General features: G+C 44.9%; 17 protein-coding genes and 4 tRNA genes. 5 read left to right on the top strand and 16 right to left on the bottom strand.

The features are described from left to right. Positions 1–53: 53 nt before the first annotated feature. The 11 genes from KIV40_RS07900 to KIV40_RS07950 all read right to left on the bottom strand — a co-directional run bounded on the left by KIV40_RS07900 (position 54) and on the right by KIV40_RS07950 (position 10,690). The gene (locus KIV40_RS07900; protein ID WP_005427091.1) at positions 54–299 is read right to left on the bottom strand and encodes a hypothetical protein; all 246 of its coding nucleotides are present in this window, start codon (positions 297–299) and stop codon (positions 54–56) included. Between the two features lie 137 nt (positions 300–436). Then, positions 437–1,960, bottom strand: coding sequence for an alpha-amylase (gene amyS / locus KIV40_RS07905; RefSeq protein WP_285348610.1), 1,524 nt, complete (start codon positions 1,958–1,960; stop codon positions 437–439). A gap of 319 nt (positions 1,961–2,279) precedes the next feature. After that, positions 2,280–2,353: transfer RNA gene (locus KIV40_RS07910), tRNA-Cys, on the bottom strand. A gap of 5 nt (positions 2,354–2,358) precedes the next feature. Next, positions 2,359–2,434: transfer RNA gene (locus KIV40_RS07915), tRNA-Gly, on the bottom strand. 97 nt (positions 2,435–2,531) lie between these two features. Beyond that, a tRNA-Leu gene (locus KIV40_RS07920) sits at positions 2,532–2,618 on the bottom strand. A 249-nt stretch (positions 2,619–2,867) separates the two neighbouring features. Then, a complete protein-coding gene (gene dld, locus KIV40_RS07925) occupies positions 2,868–4,574 on the bottom strand; it encodes a D-lactate dehydrogenase (RefSeq protein WP_285348611.1) in 1,707 nt (568 codons plus the stop codon). A 447-nt stretch (positions 4,575–5,021) separates the two neighbouring features. Then, the gene (locus tag KIV40_RS07930; protein WP_134977064.1) at positions 5,022–5,924 is read right to left on the bottom strand and encodes a LysR family transcriptional regulator; all 903 of its coding nucleotides are present in this window, start codon (positions 5,922–5,924) and stop codon (positions 5,022–5,024) included. A gap of 152 nt (positions 5,925–6,076) precedes the next feature. Next, a complete protein-coding gene (locus tag KIV40_RS07935; RefSeq protein WP_134977062.1) occupies positions 6,077–6,844 on the bottom strand; it encodes a hypothetical protein in 768 nt (255 codons plus the stop codon). 412 nt (positions 6,845–7,256) lie between these two features. Continuing rightward, a tRNA-Cys gene (locus KIV40_RS07940) sits at positions 7,257–7,330 on the bottom strand. Positions 7,331–7,564: 234 nt separating this feature from the next. Continuing rightward, the gene (viaA, locus tag KIV40_RS07945) at positions 7,565–9,019 is read right to left on the bottom strand and encodes an ATPase RavA stimulator ViaA (protein ID WP_285348614.1); all 1,455 of its coding nucleotides are present in this window, start codon (positions 9,017–9,019) and stop codon (positions 7,565–7,567) included. A gap of 9 nt (positions 9,020–9,028) precedes the next feature. Then, entirely contained in the window at positions 9,029–10,690 is a 1,662-nt protein-coding gene (locus KIV40_RS07950) for an ATPase RavA domain-containing protein (RefSeq protein ID WP_285348615.1), read from the bottom strand. Positions 10,691–10,961: 271 nt separating this feature from the next. On the opposite strand from KIV40_RS07950, the gene KIV40_RS07955 reads away from it, so the two are divergent. From KIV40_RS07955 to KIV40_RS07975, 5 genes are all read left to right on the top strand, one after another. Next, positions 10,962–11,477 (top strand): NUDIX hydrolase, encoded by a 516-nt coding sequence (locus KIV40_RS07955; RefSeq protein ID WP_005426847.1) that lies wholly within the window; start codon positions 10,962–10,964, stop codon positions 11,475–11,477. Positions 11,478–11,501: 24 nt separating this feature from the next. Then, positions 11,502–12,506, top strand: a complete 1,005-nt coding sequence (gene ltaE, locus KIV40_RS07960) for a low-specificity L-threonine aldolase (RefSeq protein WP_285348616.1) — start codon at positions 11,502–11,504, stop codon at positions 12,504–12,506. A gap of 81 nt (positions 12,507–12,587) precedes the next feature. Next, on the top strand, positions 12,588–12,914 hold the full coding sequence (locus KIV40_RS07965; RefSeq protein WP_012129283.1) for a cytochrome c: 327 nt from the start codon (positions 12,588–12,590) through the stop codon (positions 12,912–12,914). Between the two features lie 218 nt (positions 12,915–13,132). Further along, positions 13,133–14,665 carry a putative basic amino acid antiporter YfcC gene (yfcC, locus tag KIV40_RS07970; protein ID WP_285348617.1) on the top strand — a complete coding sequence of 511 codons (1,533 nt, stop codon included), beginning with the start codon at positions 13,133–13,135 and terminating at the stop codon, positions 14,663–14,665. Between the two features lie 145 nt (positions 14,666–14,810). Beyond that, the gene (locus KIV40_RS07975) at positions 14,811–15,806 is read left to right on the top strand and encodes a succinylglutamate desuccinylase/aspartoacylase family protein (RefSeq protein WP_285348620.1); all 996 of its coding nucleotides are present in this window, start codon (positions 14,811–14,813) and stop codon (positions 15,804–15,806) included. A gap of 65 nt (positions 15,807–15,871) precedes the next feature. Here KIV40_RS07975 and KIV40_RS07980 read toward each other — a convergent pair whose 3' ends face one another. The 5 genes from KIV40_RS07980 to KIV40_RS08000 all read right to left on the bottom strand — a co-directional run. After that, positions 15,872–16,393, bottom strand: coding sequence for a lipocalin family protein (locus KIV40_RS07980; protein ID WP_285348621.1), 522 nt, complete (start codon positions 16,391–16,393; stop codon positions 15,872–15,874). 56 nt (positions 16,394–16,449) lie between these two features. Further along, a complete protein-coding gene (locus KIV40_RS07985; RefSeq protein WP_045376854.1) occupies positions 16,450–16,977 on the bottom strand; it encodes a histidine phosphatase family protein in 528 nt (175 codons plus the stop codon). Between the two features lie 27 nt (positions 16,978–17,004). Next, positions 17,005–17,433, bottom strand: a complete 429-nt coding sequence (locus KIV40_RS07990; protein WP_285348623.1) for a hypothetical protein — start codon at positions 17,431–17,433, stop codon at positions 17,005–17,007. Further along, positions 17,420–18,073 carry an amino-acid racemase gene (locus tag KIV40_RS07995; protein WP_285348625.1) on the bottom strand — a complete coding sequence of 218 codons (654 nt, stop codon included), beginning with the start codon at positions 18,071–18,073 and terminating at the stop codon, positions 17,420–17,422. The genes KIV40_RS07990 and KIV40_RS07995 overlap by 14 nt, the downstream gene beginning before the upstream one ends. A gap of 169 nt (positions 18,074–18,242) precedes the next feature. Further along, positions 18,243–18,562 (bottom strand): transposase (locus KIV40_RS08000; RefSeq protein WP_285348626.1); only part of this gene is annotated, 320 nt, incomplete at its 5' end.

Raw genomic sequence — 18,562 nt, forward strand, 5'->3', positions numbered from 1 at the left:
CGTTAAGTGATAGGAGTTAAGTATTAAACTGGCTCTTTCTTCTTGGTTCGGAATTACAAAGACGCAATTTCTTTATCAAGTTGGTATCTGTTGTCAGTAACGATGCGCTCTAATACTTCAACACGTTGTTTTAGGTCTTCTACTTGCTTGTTCAGACCATCTCGCTCTTCTTGACTCATCTGGTTGCGTTCAGAAATCTCTAACGCTCTTACTTCCTTACGATGATTAAGAATAAGCTTAACGATACCGCCACCAAATATTGCACCGAATACAATCGCAACAATCAAAACGTCAGCCATAGATTCCCTTCCTTAATCTGCCTAGTGATAATACTTTGGTATAAAGTTACGCATATGTTTCATGAATATCAAACAACACATTGATTAAATGCGCACTATTTTCGAAATTCGTCACATCTGCAAGTCTGAAAGTTGGATTATTTAACGCCAACCCAAACAGAAACCGAACCACCGTTCACTGGGAACTCTGCCCAACCGTTGGCGTCAGTCCAGACTTCTTCGTTGCGAATACCTAACTTATCGACGTAACGAGTGCTCGGCGAACCTGTGTACATCCATTTTGCTCCACCAGGGCCATCGCTCATGATAGCCGCCATTGAGTTAGGATGTTCCGCATCCCCCTCTCTTGTCCAGCCAATCACGTCCCAATGGTCGAGGTAAGAATGCTGTTTACCATACGCATAATCTTTACGAGCTTTCACCAATTGCTCAATGTACGGCACTTTCACCATGTTGATGTCGTGCTCTTTATCACTGTATTGCGCGCCGTAGTAATCAGCATAAAAGACTGACGGATAGCCCTCTTCACGTAACAAGATAAACGCGTACGCGAGAGGCTTGAACCACCAATCGACAGGAGATTCTAGCGCTTGAAGAGGCTGCGTATCGTGGTTCTCAACCAGAGTCACTGCTTTCACTGGGTTGTCCTTCATCAAGGTACCATCCATGATACGACGCATGTCGAAGTTACCACCGGAGCGTGAAGCGTTATAGAAGTTCATGTGTAACGGTGCATCAAACAACGACATACTGCCAGACGTCTTGGTGATAAAGTTGTGCAGATTGTTCACGCCGTAGTTCCAGTACTCACCGACAGTAAACAACTCTTTGCCCGTTTTCTGTCGCAAGTAATCGATCCACTCTTGCAGGTATTGATATTTGATGTGTTTGACTGCGTCCATTCGGAAGCCATCCACACCCGTAATTTTTAAGTACCACTCGCCCCAGTCTTTCAGCTCTTGCTTCACTTCTGGGTGGTCCATATCTAAATCTGCGTACATGAGATAGTCATAGTTGCCTTTTTCAGAACTGACTTCCCTATCCCATGCTTTGCCATCGCCTTTGAATTTGAAGATCGCTTTTTCTTTACCTGCGTCGTCCCAGTCAACGCCGTCAAAGTGATACCACGTCCAATGGAAATCTGAGTATTTGTCGTTACGCCCCGGAAAGCTAAATTCGACCCAAGCTTCAATCCATTTGTCGCCGAGTTCAATGTTCCGATTGTTCCAATCGACTCGCTTGGTGTCGACCCACGATTTACCATCCGCACCGCCACGGTGGTTAAACACCACATCACCATAAATTTGAATGTTGTTTGCGTGTGCCGCTTTGATGGCATCGAGGTATTGATCTTTCGTGCCGTATTTGGTTCGCACCGATCCTTTTTGATCAAATTCCCCCAAGTCATACATATCGTAAACGCCATAACCTACGTCGTTGCTGCCACCAGCACCTTTATAGGCAGGCGGTAGCCATAATGCGGTAAAGCCGTTGTCCGATAGTGCTGGCGCGTTGTTTTCAACTTGCGTCCAGAGTGCACCGTCATTTGGCACATACCAATGGAAATACTGCATCATGGTTCCATTTTGAGCCGCCATTACCGGCGAACTGAGCAGCAAAGTTAAAGGTAAAAGTGTGGGTGTAAGGTTGAATGTTTTCATTATTTTTCTCTCACGTTTTAGAACGAAGTTCGAGCTTAGAGAGCCAACATGACAGGAAGAAAAGATCCAACTAACCGTTTGTTGTACAACAAAAAGTTCGGACTACAATCGTGGAGAAATTATCACCAATCACCCTCTACAATTATTGAGTTGTGTAACATTTATAAAACCAATAACTAATTGAACGCAATTATTGAATCACGATCAAATAATCAGGGAGGAGATAATAAGTAAACAGCAGAAAGAGGAAGTAAGGCGCGTCAATTCTGTTGCGCTAAAACGAAGAAAGCCCGTCATGATGACGAGCTTTCGAAAATAATGGAGGCGCCTCCCGGAGTCGAACCGAGGTCCACGGATTTGCAATCCGCTGCATAGCCACTCTGCCAAGGCGCCTCAACTGGAGCGACACACGAGGTTCGAACTCGTGACCTCAACCTTGGCAAGGTTGCGCTCTACCAACTGAGCTAGTGTCGCATAATTTGAGATGGTGCCCCGGGCCGGAATTGATGGTCCGACACTCGGCCGGTCAACTCGACGGCGGGATATTAAATTCACCCACTCAATTTTCGGATGGTGCCCCGGGCCGGACTTGAACCGGCACAACGCGAACGTCGAGGGATTTTAAATCCCTTGTGTCTACCAATTCCACCACCAGGGCAACGCAATCAATGCGATGGTAACACCATCTGTTCTAACGACCTTCGCCGTGAGAACGAGGCGTACTTTAACGGATTAAGATTTCAGGTCAACAATAAATTTATTCTTTTTGATTCATGTGGTTAAAAACACGACTGAACGTATGGGAGTTGAGCGATCCGATTAAAACTCAAACGGCTTATTACACTATTTCTTGTTAAAAAAAGAGCCGCTGTATTAAGCGACTCTCCACATCATATCGGTTTAGTGCTTACGCACAGCAGTTACAGTTACGCTTGTAGCGGTCCATTTTACCTATGCCAGGGTTGAAGGTGTTGGTTGGATCAAGTTGATGGTAGAACTTTTGCAGCGAGTTTTCCGCTTCGTACAGATGCCCTACGTTGTGTTCCGCTGGGTATTTTGCACCGCGACTGTTGAGGTGCTCCAGCATTAACTTCTTCATCAACTTGGTGTCGGTGCCCTTTTTGAAGACATAGTCTTGGTGGAATACATAACACATAAAGTGCCCGTAATAGAGAGACTTAACGAGGTTCTTACTTACTTCTTCTGGTAATGTTTCTAACCACTCTTCATCGTTACGTCGTAACGCAATATCAAGAGCAACGATGTCTTCCACTTCCTTGCGATGAATGGTTTCGTAACGAATGGCTGCGCCTGCTGCTGCAAAACGGTGTAGATACGCTTTCTTACCCTCTTCTGGCGTACATTCGAAGAAGTCACTGTCGTGCTCAGCCGCCCACACCTCTTTAAGGTACTTCTGCGCTTCGACAATACCGCCATCGCTCATTTTAAGGACAAGATGGTGTTCGTACTTATCACGGTATTCCAACATGCGTTTAGGAAGATGCTGCGGGAACAACTTGCTTGCGTAGTAGAGAATAGTATCTGGCAGGTATTTGCTAACCAACGGCACACGCTCTAAGAAGTTTTCAACCTTAGCTTTCAGCGAGAACATCTTAGGCGGATTGTCTGTGCCTAATAAATCGATAGAAAGGAACACATCTTTACCGTATTTCTCTGCCATGTTGAAGATGTCTCGGTGAAGGTACTCACCCATTTCTGGTAAGTTTTCGAATTGAGTAAGGAAATCTTTTCTCAGCTTGGTCAGTTTATCTGGATCGTTAGTACCTAGGTAGAACACCTGCTCTTTCTCAGGGGTTGGATAGCTATCGACTCGAACAGCGAACACGCCAAGCTTACCCGCACAACCGCTCGCCTCGTACAGACGGCGTTCGTCGGCATTAAAGCGCGATGGGATAACTGAAGTCACATCGCGAACACGTTCGTCGTATTCTTTATCCGACGCCATGCGTTCATCATGAATCACTTTGTCTGGGTCGAAGTTACCATCCTGAATGTTCTGTAAGATCTCTTCAGGCGTCGAGCCTAATCCTTCAATACCAAGGTGGTTAACAAGATTGAGCTTACCGTCTTTGTCCACCTGAGCGAATATTGCTAACTCTGTGTAAGCCGGACCACGTTTAACCAAAGCGCCGCCAGAGTTGTTTGCAATGCCACCTACAACGGTTGCGCCAAGAGAGGAAGAACCAATCACTGAATGCGGCGCACGATTAACTGCTCGCAGCTCTTTTTCTAATGAATGTAAACTTGCTCCCGGAAGACAAACCGCTTGCTTACCGCCGTCTAACAGATAGATTTGCTTCATCTTGGTAATATTGATCACCACCACGTCGCGGTCGTAATCACTACCATTTGGCGCTGAGCCTTCGGTCAGCCCCGTCTTAGCCGCTTGCATGATGATGATGCAATTATTGTCTACACATTGTTGGATGACCTTCCACTGCTCTAGTAAAGTCTTAGGAAAAACCACCGCCAATGCCGTGCCACTTCCTGAGCGAAAACCGCTGCGGTAATACTTGGTTTTGATTTGATCGGTAAGGACATTTTCTTCCCCGACAATGGTGACAAACGCGTCGATGAGCTGCTTCTGTTTCATATCCGTATCTCTAGTTATTATGCCCAGCCAATATAAGTAGTCCGAATCTGAACGTCCATGCCACCAAAGTCCGATAACAACGTCCAGATAAAGTTAACCACATTAATTACCTATATATTCAATTACTTAAAATTATAAGGACTATAAAATCAACAAAGAAACTTATCGTTTCCAAAAAGAAACAATAGCAAAGTACATTGTTAACAAATGTGCACGATATCGAAGAAAAAGAAAGTCGAAAGTGTCAACAAGGCCTTACATACCTGACCTTGAAAGAATATTCAGCCAAAACAAAACCACAACATGTGAATACCATGACGTTATAGCAGCGTTATATGGTTGTGACATTGTCGGTTAATGAAGAAAGTCGATAGATTGGAGAGTTTAAAATTTAGAGCGAATTCCTTCGATCAAAGAAGAATCATTACTTTTAGAAAAGTTGAGCCACTAGAATTGATGGCTACGACGTTGAAAGCATTGATACAGATGCTCGATAAAGATCTTAATCTTTTCTGGTTGCTGACGAGTGTATGGGTACACGGCATAAATGCCCAAACACTTAGCCGTTTCGTCTTTAAACAACTGAATCAGCTTACCTTGCTGCAAGTCTTCATAAACCAGTACCCGAGGCACATAAATGATACCTTGCCCTAGCAAAGCGACGTTGCGTAACGCAGATGAGTTATTGGTACATAGATTTCCATCCACCTTGACCTGATGCACCTCATCATCACGCTTGAAAGCCCACTCGCGAGCCCCTGTCTCTTGATAGGCGTAAACCAAGCAATTGTGCTTGGTGAGATCGTCCGGCGTTTTTGGTTTGCCATGTTTGGCGACGTACCTAGGCGATGCACACACAATCCAGTTTGCATCAACTAGCTTACGCGCGATTAGGCTTGAGTCAGGTAAAACCCCAGTACGAATGGCAAGGTCAAAACCTTCGTTGACGATGTCGGCGAATCGGTTGTCCAGATCCATATCAATGTTGATATCTGGATAAGCTTGGTTGAATTCAGAAATGACGGTAGGAAGGATAAGTTCACCAGAGATGGTCGGAACGGTAATCTTGATGTTGCCGGATAGGCTCTTGCCTAAACCAACAATCGACTCCTCGGCGGTCGCGACGGCTTGATAAACACTACGAGCATGTTCGAAGAAGGATTGCCCCGCTTCTGTCAGTTTAAGCGTGCGTGTGGTTCGATAAAGCAGTTGAACACCTATCTCCTGCTCTAATTTGGCAATGCGCTTACTGACGACCGACTTAGTGAGTTCCATTTGTCTTGCAGCGGCGCTGAATGAACCTTGCTCAACCAAATGATAGAAAATAATGTAGTCGTCGGTATTTCTCATGTGTCTTCACTGCTTGCTTGTCCAACAAGACATTCTAAAGAGATTTCCCATAGATTGCCGCAAGAAAGTTCACACTTGGCTTTTAAAGGCTTTCCCAACGAGAAAGGCGAGCTGGTAAGGCTCGCCCTTGTTGTCAGAATTAATCGGTCGTTCTAGTTAATCCATGATACTGATGTGTCATTGTTTAACCATCCTTCTTTTGCAGAGTTACCGTTTTGCTTCAGCTCAATTTTCCTTGTATTAGGCTGAAAGGTGACAGATGTTTCATCAAAATTGAAATCATCTGACGACAACTTAAAACTGTATTCAGCCCACTGATTTGTTTCTCTGTATGACATGGCAAGTTGATTGCCGTCATCGTTACTCTCGCACGTGAGAGATGGTTTATCAAAAACACTTATTATCAAAGAGCAATCTATCTGGTTAGGTATCGAAACAAGCCCTATATGAGTGTAATGATCCCCTCGCAATTCGGATTGGTCCTCAAAAATATCTTTTAGGCCAAAGGCGAGGTAAGAATTTGAATCAATATGGAAGCTCACACCAGAATCGTAAATAGAATACATTCTGTCATACCCACGTTCCGTTTCGCCAACTAGGGCTGAAAGCTTGTTTCTTAAGTCGTCTATTGTCGAATTGTCAGGTAAACCTACAGCGGAAAAGAGTCTCTCCATTTCTTCATCATAAAAAGCAGAAACGAGTCGACTTGTATTTTCAACACGTTCGACATTAATGTCCCTATTATCTTTTAAGTTTAGAACTAAACTTTCAGAAGCAAATTTAGGGGTGTATGGAGTTTGAGGTTCACCAAGCGGTGTAACAGTTGTACCGCCGGAGTCACCTCCACAGCCTGCTAAAGCAAATAGGGTGGTAAACATCAAAAGGGAATATGCATGAGCAGTATGTATTCTAAAGGTCACGTATTGTTTTCCTGTTGTCGTATCGATTGTAAGGAGCGTTCTCCCCGTGGCACATGGGAGAGGCTACAAAGCTACAGAGATGTTAATCAGCTGCAGCTCTTATTGATAAAAATGATAACAGCAAATGTTGATATACAAAATACTATACACACTCAAGAAAAGATATCGCCTCACTAAACAACAGCAGAGCGAAGCCAAAAACTTCTTTGTATCATCGGGTTAAAGATAAACTAGCAACAGCGTATTAGTTTGTATGGTGAGGTAAACTTTTGTAAGACGTTCTTGAGGGCTATCTAAGATACTGAATATAGCGTATTCACACACCAAATTTCGGACAAAAAAAAACCAGCTCTCGCTGGTCTATTGTTGATGCTCTCGCATCTGAATATCGCTATTGCCATATCCGATAATATGGAGGCGCCTCCCGGAGTCGAACCGAGGTCCACGGATTTGCAATCCGCTGCATAGCCACTCTGCCAAGGCGCCAAATTGTTTACGCTTAAAGGCTCTGCTCCGTCGCGTTGGGTGCTACTTTACGGATTCAGGAAATATAGTCAAATAAAAATCCAAAATTTCTGTTTGTTTGCTTTGTTTTAAACCAATCCGATGTTAATTCGACCTAAACCGTACAGATTTACTCACTTTGGTTAAGACAAATCAAAACAGATAGACGAAATAAAAGCGGCAATCGATGCCGCTTTTGTATCTCTATTCACGCTATTAACCGTTGGCAACGCGTTTAAATAAGCGCCCTACTACATTTGGATGGTAAGACCAAGTGTGGTCAAACATCGACATTAATGCTGGGTTGCCGTACTTCGACAAGCTAATGGCATGGAAGCGGTTCTTCTTCGCTTTTAACGCATCAACTTTTGCGAGCAACTCATCTTGCTGTTTTGGCGCAATGAAGTCTGAAATCACAACCATGTCGGCGTTTTTGTATTTGTCGCTGTTCATCAAATCGATGGATTTAATCAACGTTGGCTCCAAATCCGTACCACCATGGAAGCTGTAAGTTAAAAAGTCGGCAGCTTCACGTAAGCCATCCTGACGCGTTAACTCGTAAGTAATGTGCTCAGTAGAGAAGATAATCACATAACAGTCACGTTGTTCAGCCAGAGCGATTTGCATCAGTGCATAAGCCATAGCCTTGGCACATTGTTCTGGGAAGCCACTCATCGAGCCTGACGCATCAACACAAACGATAAACGGTCCTTTTTCAACGTCGACCGCTTTGTGATCTGGTTTGTGCGCTTTCACTTTACGTAGTGTGCGAGACTTACCTTGCGTGCGGTAGTTCATCAAACGTTTATCAACCAGATGCTTGTAGAACACGACTTCCAGCTCTGGGTACGCCAAAAACATGGTTTCGTTCGGTAGCAGTTTGTTGAGATCATCACTTTCATGAATACCGACGATATCGTCTGTCGCTTCGTCACTCTTTTCCTCAACCATTTGCAGCTCTTCTGCTGGTGCGCGGTTGAGGTCAGGATCATTCACTTGTCCCGCCATGCGACCAAGCTGTTCTGCGATATCTTGCAAGCCTTTGTGCTTTTTAAGGAACTCTGCGTGGCGCTTCATCACGGTTAAGTCGGTTTTACTCAACTTAGCGGACGCCATATCCCACAAGCGCCCTACGCTTTCTTCGTCACCAGCTTCCGTCACTTTGTCCATGTTGCGCATGGTTTCCATACGTTGATAAAGGTCGTTAAGGACTTTTTCTTTGTTCTCTTCAAGCTCAGAAACTTGTGCTTGTTTGATTGCTTCAGCAAGGCTTTGATACCACTGGTCACAGAAGTAATGAGGGAACATTGGATTGTTCACCCCTTTGTTCTTCTCCATCATACGACGCGCTTGCATGTAAAACGCTGAGTGCCATTCAAGCTTCTTGATCACGTCGTCAATGCGTTCAAAGAACTCGTTCTCATCCCAATAAATGACTTCTTGGTAAAGTGCGAGTTCTTGTTGGAAACGTTCTGTCTCACAGACTTTCGTCATGCGCTTTTTCACGTTGCCACGCCATTTAAGTAGATGGTTTTTTAATGAGGATTTCATGCCTCGGTTTTCCGCCACCATCATGACTTGTGAACGCGCCATTAAATCGTTAACCGCACTATCAATGATGCCTGAATCTGCCACCATGAGCGCTAAGTTGAGTCCGTCTGCACCTAACATGTCGTCTCCTTAAGAGAAAAACTGATGTAAGTTTTTGAAGCGTTGAATGATCTTCTCGCTTTCACCTTGGATAGACTCAAGTCTCTGGCTCACCTGTTGTAGACTCGACTCCATTAGACGTGGTAACTCTGGATCCACGAAGCTGTGCGGCAATGCGCCATGGAAATTGGCTTTAACCTTACGCATATGATGTTCAGCTTCACTCAATTGGCTGACTGCTTTTTCGCTTTCTGCCAACCATTTTTGGTAAAGCTCAACATCTAAACCTTGTTTAGTAACCAAGCTCACCAACACGCCTCGGTTAGCAATGTCACGGATCACTAGGTTGTTGGCTGCATCGACATCAAAACGCAAACGACACATATTGGTGTTTTGGTTTACGTAGCCATACACATCGCCATGGCCATCTTTGATTACTCGATCAAGCTCATCTTTTGGCACGTATACCCAGCGGCTGTCACCCTTCTCTGATTCAGAAACCGACATGTTGCTTTGTAGAATAACCAGCTTAACCAGATTCACCGCCGCGCCTACTTTGTAAGTTTTCGCTTTGGATGTGTCGAAGCTCATGGTTTCTTTGCGAAGCAGACCTGTTGCTGCTTCAGCGTTTAGCGTCATGCGATATTTGTCTTCAAGCTCACGCTGTACATCAACCAAAGATTCACGACAGTATTCGATCTCTTGTTCTGCTTCTTGCTGGTCAAAGGCATGTTTAAGTGCGAACTCTTGAATCACACCGCGAACGACATCGCGTGACTCAGGGCTGTTCCATAAACAATCTTGAAGTAGCAGAAGATCAAGTGGGTTGATTTCGTCACGACCATTAAAGAATGCACTTGCTTTAAGCAGTTTGACCGCTTTTTTCCAACGGCGGTCAGACACGTACATGTCTGTTAATGATGCGTCGCCAAACTCAGACTCGACTTTGGTTTCCAACATCGTTTTTAGTTGGAACAGCTTTTCGAATGCGTTGTCCGTCAGAGTGAGTTTGTCGAGCTGTTGCTGCCAGAGGTGGTATTCTTCGTCTGTGATCGCCAAGCCTTCTGGAACTTGCGCTTCTTGAGACGTACCCACTGTCAGCATGGATTTGAAGTTTTGTTTGTCCTGAATGCGGTTTACAAACACACGCACCAACATACGGTCATAAAGTGCGTCTAAGCCGCTGTCTTCATCTGGCAACTCGTTTGATGCAGAAACCAAAAGACGCATCGGTACACGTTCGATATCGCTGCCGTTTTTAAATGTCTTTTCGTTCACAACGGTCAACAACGTGTTCAGAATAGCAGGGCCTGCTTTCCAGATCTCATCAAGGAAAACCACCTGCGCCGTTGGTAGGTAACCTTGGGTAAGACGAACGTAACGACCATTATCTTTCAGCTCTTGAATGCTCAACGGACCAAACACTTCTTCTGGTGTTGAGAAGCGAGTCATTAAGTACTCAAAGTAACTACTGTTATCAAATGCTTGGATAAGACGTTTGGCGATTAAGCTTTTTGCAATGCCCGGAGGACCTAAAAGAAAGACGCTCTCACCCGCTAGAGCGGCAAGAAGACAAAGTTTGATGGTGTGTTCACGCTCGTAAACGCCGTCGGTCAGTGCTTTAGCCAGCTTGTTGATACGCTCTGAAAGAAGCGCCTTTTCTGCATTTGATGCGAAAGATGGTTGAATCATAAAAGCTCCGGCTGTTGAACTGAGGCTGTATATTTAATTTTATACATTTGTTATCACTTTGTTACAAGTGTATTTTTTAGTGAACCTCGGTTATACCAGATGCTCCTCGCGCGCGTGCGCGGGTAACCATAGTTTTCATTTATGGGACATAACTCACTGAAAGTGCAGGTTTCATAAGAGTATGAAACCATTTTCTACTTTTGTTTCACGCGGTTTGTGGTTAATGTGCAAAACACGTCAACACGCGGTTACAGCTAGGATCCACAACTGCATGAGCAAAACAATTCATACATGGAAGCAGATTTCTCTGGTCGAAGAGGAAATCAAGCTACCAACTGGTCGGATGATCAAACATACCACTATCCAACACCCCGGTGCTGCCGTTATCTTACCCATTACTTCAGATGGCAACATCGTTCTTGTTAATCAATTCCGCCCCTCTCTTAACAAATGGCTGCTTGAATTGCCTGCTGGCACACGTGAAGGCGATGAAGATCCTTTGCACTGCGCTCAAAGAGAGTTGGAAGAAGAAACAGGATACAGCGCCGAAAAGTTCACATCGCTTGGTCAAGTTACCCCTCTTGCTGGTTTCTGTGATGAAATCCAGTACTTGTTTGTTGCTGAGCAACTGAACAGGACCAATCGATACGAGTGTGACGACGATGAAGTCATTGAAGTGGTGACATTGTCACGAGAAGAACTCGAACAACAGATTATTCAAGGCATGATTACTGATGCCAAAACTATCGCTTGCCTAAGCAAAGCTCGTCTTTGCGGTTATATTTAGGTCTTTTCGACCGAGGAGAGAATTATGGACTTTCGATCAGATACCGTTACACAACCTACCCAAGCAATGCGTGAAGCAATGTTTACCGCTCCTGTCGGCGATGATGTGTACGGTGATGACCCAACCGTTAACGAGTTAGAACAATTTGCTGCTGAGCTTGCGGGCTTTGAAGCGGCAATGTTCACAACCTCTGGCACACAAGCAAACTTACTTGGCTTAATGGCGCATTGTGAGCGCGGTGACGAATACCTATGTGGTCAGCAAGCGCATAACTACAAGTACGAAGCTGGCGGTGCGGCGGTACTGGGCTCTATCCAACCTCAACCGATTGAAAACAACCCAGACGGTACTTTGCCATTCGATAAGCTAGAAGCTGCAATCAAGCCAGATGACGCGCACTTTGCACGTACTCGCCTACTTAGCTTAGAGAACACCATCAACGGTAAAGTGATTCCTCTTTCCTACCTTGCAGAGGCTCGTGAGTTTGTGAACAAACATAACTTGCAGATGCACCTAGATGGCGCTCGCGTATTTAACGCAGCCGTTGCGCTTGATGTTCCGGTGAAAGAGATTGGTCAGTACTTTGATTCAATGACTATCTGTTTATCTAAAGGTTTGGCTGCCCCTGTTGGCTCATTATTGCTTGGCAACAAAGAGTACATCGCAAAAGCTCGTCGCCTAAGAAAGATGGTCGGCGGTGGTATGCGCCAAGCGGGTATTCTTGCTGCAGCTGGTAAACTAGCCCTTACCGAGCAAGTGGAACAACTACAACAAGACCACATCAATGCAAAGACATTAGCGGAAGGTTTAGCGGAATTGCCTGGTTTCTCTGTTAATCCAGAATTTGTTCAAACCAACATCGTTTTTGCCAAACTTGATCCACAAGTGGATATCGCTGGTATTGCAGAAAAGATGAAAGAGCAAGGCATCACGATTACTCCAGGAAACCCAATCCGCTTCGTGACGCATAAAGATATTTCGGCACAAGACATCGATACTTTCCTATCTAGCCTTAAATCTATGCTTTAACTTGATTTTGATCATTGAGCTTCCCCTAAGGGGAAGCTTTATTCTATCTCGAAACCAATATTTTAAATTCGAGAACTATCCATGCTTAGATACGTGCTTCTAGCGTCTCTTATTCTCTCTTCCTCTGTTGTGGCGAAACCATTCGGTGACGCAGAAAAAGGCAAACTTAAATCACCAAGCTGTGTCTATTGTCATGGTTCGAATGGCATAACGACTAACGACGCTTACCCTAACCTAGCTGGCCAGAATGCTCAGTACCTGTATGATTCTATGAAAGCCTATCAAGATGGGCTTCGCTTAGGCCCTTTGGCTGAGATGATGGCAGCCCAATTACGCATGTTGAATGATGAAGATTTACGCGATGTTGCTGCGTTTTATTCAGAACAACTATCTCATACAGAAAAGTGAATAATTATGGGGCTTGTGAATCGCTACAAGTCCTAACTCTGTTTTCATCCATACAACATCCAGCCAAAATTATTAACCAATAAATAATTGATAATCAACTCAACCCTCTTTAGATCAAATTATTGATGAATTTATAGTTCACCGACTCAGTTAATATTGACTTTTTATTCTATTTTATCGATATTTCATGCTTTCTATTATTCGACGTGAAATAGGTTATGTCTCACACACACGCTCAGCCATCGGAATCGGCGGCAACCCCTAAATCATGGCAGATGCCTGATACCCTCATTTTGATCTTCATTGTTGGTATTCTTGCTGCGATTCTTACCTACTTAATTCCTGCTGGTCATTTCGATAGCCAACAGGTGACGTACATGGTCGACGGTGCAGAAAAAACTCGCACAGTTATCGATCCATCTTCTTTCTCTTATGCAACCGACGAAAACGGTGAATTGGTTTACAACAAGGTTGGACTGTTCGCTTCAGGCGGTGGCATTGGTCTAATGAACTTCCCATTCGAAGGTCTGGTTTCAGGCTCTAAATGGGGCAGCGCGATTGGCGTTATCATGTTCATGCTGGTTATCGGTGGTGCATTTGGCGTGGTAATGCGCACAGGCACAATAGACAACGGTATCCTTCGCCTTATCGATAAGACCAAAGGTAACGAAGCACTATTCATTCCCGTTCTGTTCTTGCTGTTCTCTTTGGGCGGCGCAGTATTTGGTATGGGTGAAGAAGCCGTTGCATTTGCGATTATCATTGCGCCACTAATGGTTCGCCTTGGCTACGATGGTATCACTACAGTAATGGTGACCTACGTTGCGACTCAGATTGGTTTTGCAACATCTTGGATGAACCCATTCTCGGTAGCGATCGCGCAAGGTATCGCTGGTATTCCGGTTCTGTCTGGTATGACTGTACGTATGGGCCTTTGGGCTGCGTTTACCGCGATTGGTATTGCTTTCACTATGATTTACGCAGCGCGTATCAAAGCAAACCCTAAGCTTTCTTACAGCCACCGTACTGACAAATACTTCCGCCAGCAAGAACTTGGTGATCACGACTCTCGTTGGAACCTAGGTGACACCCTAGTTATCCTTACGGTTATCGCAACTACAGTATGGGTCGTTTGGGGCGTAGTGGCTAACGCATGGTACATCCCGGAAATCGCGTCTCAATTCTTCACTATGGGTTTTGTCGTTGCGATTATCGGTACGATCTTCCGTCTAAACGGCATGACGCTAAACTGCGCGGCTGACGCATTTAAAGAAGGTGCTGCAATCATGCTTGCTCCTGCTCTATTGGTTGGTTGTGCGAAAGGCGTATTGCTTATCCTAGGTGGCGGTACTACCGATGAAGCAAGCGTGTTGAACTCGATCCTGAACAGCGCTGGTGGCGTGATCAGCGGTCTTCCTGACGTTGCTGCGGCTTGGTTGATGTATGTTTTCCAATCTATCTTCAACTTCTTCGTGACTTCAGGTTCAGGTCAAGCAGCGCTGACAATGCCTCTACTGTCTCCTCTTGCAGACATCGCTGGCGTTACACGTCAGGTTGCGGTTCTAGCATTCCAGCTTGGTGACGGTTTCACTAACGTTATCGTTCCTACTTCAGCGTCTCTAATGGCAACACTGGGAGTGTGTCGTATCGACTGGGGTGACTGGGCGAAATTCTGCTGGCGCTTTATGCTATTACTCTTTACCCTATCGAGCATTGTCGTCGTCGCAGCTCACGTGATGGGTTTTGCGTAAACTGATTACCAATATCCCCAAGCAACTTAAACGCGAAAGCGTAGTTTGGGTATAAAGAATAAGGCGAGACAAGTTCTCGCCTTTTTTAATTCAAGCCGTATGGCAAACAAGCATCGAAGTAAGATGTTTTGGAGTGACAACTTTAATGGCAACACAATTTCTGGATGACGTAATTCAAGGTCATCAAGTCATTCAATCTCTTGACGTAACAGACTTGCCTGCAGGCGAGCATAAGTTTTGGTTCCGTATCGCAACCAACGCCCTATCTCAATGGCAACATTTGCCTGTGTTGGTTTTCAAAGGCGAAAAACCGGGTAAGAAAATCATGATCACAGCAGGTGTTCATGGTGACGAATACAATGGTGTTTTAGCGGCGCAAAAGACCGCTCGTGAACTGATTGGTAAAGACATCGCAGGTTCTGTAACTGTCGTTCCGACCATCAACCTAACGGGTATGCTGAACCACAGCCGTGACTTCTTCTCTGCGGATCCTGATGCATCTCCTGCAAACTTAAACCGTTTCTTCCCTGGCGATGCAAATGGCAACGAAGCAAACCGCTTCCTATTTGCTTTGTGGAATAACCTTCTTAAGCCGAACGCAGAACTGGCGATTGATTTGCACACTCAAACCACTGGTGCTGCTTACCCGCTGTACGTTTTTGCCGATTTCCGTATCGAGCAATCTGTGGAAATGGCTCGCCTCATTAACCCTGACGTGATTCTTAACGATCCGGGTGACGCTGGTGTACTTGAAACTGTATGGAACAACAGCGGCATTCCAAGCATTACCATCGAGGTGGGCATGGGCCGTTACACAGAACAAGAGCTGATCGACCGTACCGTGACTGGCATCTTCAATATCCTTGCTCGTCATGACGTAGTGTCTGGTGAAGTTGCAGAGATCACGCCTTGCCTAGAAGGTAAAAACATCATCAGCATTCGCGCCGAACTGGGTGGCTTTGTACTGCCACAAGTGAAGATGATGGATAAGGTAGAACAAGGTCAGTTGGTTGCGATTCAATACGACAGCTTTGGCGATGAGATTCAGCGTTATACCGCGCCAACAGAGAGTACAGTTCTGAGTCACAACATTGAATCGATCCGCGCACCCGGTTCTTTGGTTGTTAGACTGATTAAGTAATCCCGGACTAAGTAAAATGCATGCCCTACTTTTTGTGGGGCATGTTTCATTTGTCGCTGTGACTATTACTTGGTTTGGTCTACAAGAATCAATTCGTCCAACGCGAAGCCTTTCTCTTGTGCTACTTTTTTGAAGCGCTCGATCGTTGCTTTATCGACGGTTGGTGTGCGTGACAGTAGCCATAGGTAGTCGTGATTGAAACCAGAGATAAACGCGTAGTCGTAGTTCTCACCTAGCTCAAATACGATGTAAGACGAATAAAACGGACCGAAGAAAGACACTTTCAAATGCCCTGTGTTTTCACCATCGACGAAATACGCTTTGCCGTCAGCTTGCGTCCATTCTTTATCTTCTTCTGAATAGCCTCGGTTGATAACCGTTACGCCACCATCCTCACGTAACTCGTATTCAGCCGTCACATTCGATAAACCACGCTCAAAGGAATGATCAAGACGCGCAATTTCATACCACTTGCCTAGATATGGTTGAAGTTCAAAGTTGTTGACCGGCTCCACGCCGTCCGGTTTAGACGTACAGCCAAACAACGTTGCAAGGGACAAAAGTAAAAGTGTGTTAAGAGATTTCATACAGCAACCTGAAATTAATTTAGTGTCTGATTTTACTATAGAAGATAAGAAATCGATCAAAAACGAATGTACCTAAATTCTCCACAGGACAGTCCTACCTCTTGGAAACCTTGTAGTGCTTCAAACACATTAAAGTGGCTCACGACAACAACCTTTCGATATTGACGGTAACGCTCCAGTACTAACTCCGCTCGTGTTTTTAGCTCGTCAACATGTTCATAGCGGGGGTCAGTCATTGAAATACCTACTTTTAAAAGCTCTCGATATTCGTGCCAACGTCGGTCTCTCTCATTCAAGGTAATGTAGCCACCTTCTTTGTCAGCACGCCACTCTCTCAAGTCATGCTCAACAAACAAAGGCAAACCGCGATGACGATTGAGAATTTCTGCAGTTTGAAGAGTACGCGTATAAGGTGAGCTTATGATGATTTCAGCATCATTGAAGACTGGATGATTGAGTTTTTCTTGCAGCTCGGGCAAATGCTCTTGGCAAAGCGGCGCATAATCCTTCTCAAGTTGAGTCATCTGCCGCTCATCCGCTAACGTAAAATCTGGCACGCCATGCCTTACAAATACAATATCCATATTGTGGTACTCGTCCTTGTTAAATTGCTATTGAGAAATTGGAGTCAGTTTTAGATAGGAGTGCACTTCTCCATTTTTGTATTCAATCGCAGAGTGGATGGAAGGTTCACGGTTTCCTGCAACAGAAAGTTCATAAGTGTTTTCGCCTTTGTAGATCGTGATATGAAGTACGCCAGCCTCTAGCTCCCAATGCCCTTTGGTCTGAAGGCGTCCAAACAAGGTGTATTCATCGAGTGAACCATCCGCATTTAAGTGCACCTCTGTGATGTAGCCACCTGTGCAGCTCTTGATCCAGCAACGATCACTGACTTTTTCCAAGCGTACTTCTCTTTTGCTTGCCTTCCATTTTGAGAAACGTTCAGACTCCGCAAAAGACGCGTCGATATCGGAATGTTCTTTTATGGGCGTACCTTCAAGCTCACGTAAGCAAAGCTGAATCCAACTAGATATTTGCATGGAATGTCCTTAAGGTTTCAATCGCCCTTTTTACGCCTAAACGTGGGCTGCTTAATACTGGTATATCGACATCAACTAATGATGCCGCACCTGACATCGAAGCTTGTGCCAATACGATTACGTCATAATCACGAGCCTTTTGCTCTATTACCGCTTTGATCTTGTCGTAATAACCTTGGTTATCTTGGTCGAGAAAACGCTCCCAAGCACCTTCAACCACAAACGTATCTAACTGAAGAATACCATTGCCCTCACTTGTCTCAAGTAACGCCAAGCTAGGTTCAATGGTTGTCGATAATGCCGCAAGTAACAATACTCGCTCATGAGTTACGGCTTGATCACCCATTGCGCGGTCGATACGCTGAAAATTGATTCCCTGCTCTGTAAGCGATTCAGCAAAGCGACCAATTGAAGAACAGGTGCAAACCACCAAGTTTGCTTGCTCAGAAAGCTCGCGTACTTTGTCTTGTACTGATTGCTTCACCTTAGACTCGTCCGCTCCAGCAACCAAACGTTCCAACAAGTCAGCATCGGCAAAGTGTGCGACTTTTAAATCAGGTGCGAGCTCTGCCATCAGTTCGGAGAAAGGTGGAATGTGTACGGGTGAAGTATGCAGGAAATATAGGTCGTATGGCTTCATGCTAAGTTGTCGATTTTTAGTTCAATTTCGACAACTTAGCACAAGGCGACGGGAATTAATGCGATCAAAGTTATTGTTGTGCTCCCCAAAGACCAAGAAAGTACTTGCCGTAAACCACTTCGGTTTGCATATGCATAATCAGTAGAAATGCAATCAAAGCTATACCGAATCAACTTGAAGATGCAGGCTTGAGAACCTGAAAATTATCATTAATTCGAGATGCCAAAGAGCCTGCGATCTCTGGAAGTGTCACAGTAAAAAATTGGTCTATTGCCGCCTTGAAGTCCCGTTTACTTTTGAAGTAAACGTTGTTCCTCGACTTCTCATTCATTACTTTCCAAAGCCGCTCTATTGGATTGAGGTTTGGGCTGTAAGGTGGAAGATAATGCAGCACAATATTAAGGACAAATGCCGCATCTCTGACCAAGTCACTACGGTGACATCCCGCACCATCTAAAATGATATGAAGCTTGTGGGCCAACGCATAGC

It is taken from the genome of Vibrio sp. D173a, from assembly GCF_030248475.1.